4 protein-coding genes are annotated in these 3,042 nt (G+C 39.0%); 2 read left to right on the top strand and 2 right to left on the bottom strand.

The features are described from left to right. A partial coding sequence (locus tag IQ219_RS18535) for a zinc ribbon domain-containing protein (protein ID WP_194073583.1) occupies nucleotides 1–882 on the top strand: 882 nt, incomplete at its 5' end. Nucleotides 883–1,061: 179 nt separating this feature from the next. Here the strand turns inward: IQ219_RS18535 and IQ219_RS18530 are convergent. After that, on the bottom strand, nucleotides 1,062–1,337 hold the full coding sequence (locus IQ219_RS18530) for a hypothetical protein (RefSeq protein ID WP_194073582.1): 276 nt from the start codon (nucleotides 1,335–1,337) through the stop codon (nucleotides 1,062–1,064). Between the two features lie 26 nt (nucleotides 1,338–1,363). Then, entirely contained in the window at nucleotides 1,364–1,873 is a 510-nt protein-coding gene (locus IQ219_RS18525) for a DUF3592 domain-containing protein (RefSeq protein WP_190599885.1), read from the bottom strand. Between the two features lie 322 nt (nucleotides 1,874–2,195). On the opposite strand from IQ219_RS18525, the gene IQ219_RS18520 reads away from it, so the two are divergent. After that, nucleotides 2,196–2,702, top strand: coding sequence for a DUF4334 domain-containing protein (locus IQ219_RS18520; RefSeq protein ID WP_228017352.1), 507 nt, complete (start codon nucleotides 2,196–2,198; stop codon nucleotides 2,700–2,702). Nucleotides 2,703–3,042: the final 340 nt, after the last annotated feature.

The raw sequence follows: 3,042 nt of genomic DNA, 5'->3' as shown, positions 1-3,042 counted from the left end.
GCCCAATATCACGATAAAATTCAAACCACCGATAATCAAAATCTTATTATTAAGATTAATCAGACCGTAGCTCAAATTAATGATCTTGAAGAATCCAATAATACCATCCGCTCCCAGTATGACTCGACATTATTAGAAAAAATTGCTGGTCAAAGGAAAGAAAATTCAATTAATCAAACCCCTCCAGAAAAAGCCAAGCAACAATTAAATCAAAATATTGCTAAAATTGCCAGTTTAAAGCAGGAAATTACCCGCCTAGAACAACAACTTTTGGCAAAACCAGAAAGCGTCAATTTTCTTAATTTTATTAATCAAAAAGAGGTCTGGGAGGACTTAAATCAGAGTTATCTCAAAGCGATGTTTTGGTATCCGACTATTCGGTTTCTTTTCCAAAGTCTATTTTTAATACCTTTAATTGTAACTGCCCTTTGGGTTCATAGTTTTGCAGTCAAAAAAGGCTATGGATTAGTGGCTTTGATTAGCTGGCACTTGCTAGTTATTTTTCTTATTCCCCTAATTTTAAAAGTCTTTGAATTTCTACAATTTGGTCTTATTTTTGATCTCGTCTTCAATTTTATTGAAGCTGTTTTTGGTGGATTAATTTTTGCCATTAGTTATCTATATATTTTGTTTATTCCTTTGGTGGGATTTGGCGTTATTAAATTTTTCCAAAGATTTGTTTTTAATCCTAAAGGTCAAGCAGCTAAACGGTTTCAAAAATCCAGTTGTGTAAAATGTGCGAAGCGAATTCGCCCCCAGGATTCCCATTGTCCCCACTGTGGTTATTATCAATATGTTGAATGCCTAAGTTGTCATGCTCTTACCTATCAACATTTACCCCACTGTAAAGAATGTGGTGCTCCCCAACGGCAGAGTGAATAATCTTCAAGTCTCGTTGATGAAAAATGACTGTGGTAAAAATAATGACACGTTAAGATTGGAAATAGTTTACATCGCAATCGTTAATCACTCGTGTGGCAATGAAGCTGTTGTAAGTTTGGTTTGATGGTACAGCATTTTTTGAATTTTCAAACAAACCTGACCGCTTAAAGAGACGCCATTTATCTTGCTTTCAGCAAATAAAAATTAATCTTAGTCAACAACTTCGCTTGGGGATTGCTAATCATGTCGAATAGAGACTGATAATCCTTATCTGCAGCAACATAAGCAGAGGCAATATCTACATCTACCATTGCTAAGGACTGGAGTTCATAGTCAGTGATGTCATTGACTATGGCAATGGCTTGGTCATAGTTGCCTAAACTAGCATAGGTAGAGGCAATATCTTTCATCAGTGTGGATTGCAAATTAAGCTCAGTCAAGGTCAAATCCTTCATTTCTGTGGATGAAACAATTAGTAAAATTATCGCTTTAAGGTTACTTCCATATTTTTGAGCAGAACATCATCTGGTTGAGATGCTATCCACCAAATTAAGGTAAAACCAAAAACAAATGCTAACCATGTAATAGCAAAAGCTAAGACAAATTTTACTGAGCGATGAATCCCAAATGAAAGAGTAGATGTTGCAGGATTTTCTGGATTATATCGAACCTTTACTGATGAAGCGTGCTCTAATTTATTGAGAATATCTTGGTGTGCCTGTCTGCCGCTACTGGAAGCATATCCAAATGCCAATCGGGAACTGGTATATGTCCGGCCCATGACAGAATAACGATACTCCACCTCTACCCCATAAGTTGTGCCATCGCTGTCTGAGTTCTCGCGAAGAGACAGATTGGTAATTGTGCCGGTTACAGATGGCCAATTAGATGCTTCGACTGATTGCTTGGCAGAGTTGATACCAGACCAAAGCAGACCAAACCCAACAGCGTAAAAGATGCTGATAAATAGAGAGAAAAAGAGCTTATCCATAACAGTTAATATTACAAAGGGGGTGTGTAGGCTAACATCATTAGACTCCTCCAACCTCTGCTGCTTTTTTTGCTTCCACTCAGGGGGCCTCCGGTCAGGGTCAAACCTTGGGCCTGAACTAGTTAGCCTTTGTCCAGCAGGGGTGGGGAGGTAGTAAAAATGGAAGGGACTACGACAATAAAGAGCTGGAACCATATCTTTATTGTCGTCTTTCTGATTTTAAAGTTTATCCCCCCAGTTGAGTTGAAAGTCCTCTTTATTTTGATTAGGAGCCAGGATGATAGCTAAAACCGATTTACAATCTCTCTTGTCAGCTCCCACAATGACTACTGCCGAAGCATTGTCTGTTTATGATTCCTTGGAACCTGTGAATTTGGCTTTTATGACAGGGCGTTGGCAGGGCAAGGGAATTTCCACTAATCATCCTATGGATGGCATATTGGAAATGATTTGTTGGTATGGTAAGGAGTTTATTGATTCAGAAACTGTTCATCCTTTGTTGTTTCAAAATACCGAGGGTGAAATTTTCAAACTGAAGCCAGATCCCACTGTAATGGCACTCTCCCTAAATTTTCATATCAATCGTTATCCATGGGTAGCTCCGGGTCTGCGTTGGTTTAATCGTTTCTTTAAAACTGAAGTTAGCCAAGCACGTTTGCGAATGATGGAAAATCGTGGTGTAGTTACCGCCACTATGATTTACGATTATTTACCAATTAATGATTCTTTTAAGAAAATTGACGATAATTCCGTATTTGGTTTGATGGATTATAAGCTCATCCCCCAGCCTTTTTTCTTTTTGTTACAACGGTCTGTTCTTCAAGCCTGATAAAATTTTCCCCCACTTTTTTGGCGATCGCCTACATCCTCAATGCACGATGGTAATCCACGATGCTATCAAATATACATCCCACAGAAAGCCGGGCGGACTTTGTTTCTCATCAGCGACTAAAAACATGATCATGATGAGCACCAGCCACTACATTGCAACTAATGTCAGAGTCTCCCAATGTTTTCAAAAACGCTGTGGTAAACCCAGCAGCCTGATTGACTGACAAAAGAAGTGAAAAGCAGTCTAGGTGGGGATTGTAGAAAAGAGGGGAGGTCACGTTCTAGGATTAGATACCACTCAAAACCTGGAACGCGATGCATAATCACTCCCCCCTCTA

It is taken from the genome of Synechocystis sp. LEGE 06083 (assembly GCF_015207725.1).
GTDB lineage: Bacteria > Cyanobacteriota > Cyanobacteriia > Cyanobacteriales > Microcystaceae > Synechocystis > Synechocystis salina.
Note: the sequence above shows the minus strand (reverse complement) of the source record. Positions and strands in the feature narration are given on the sequence as shown.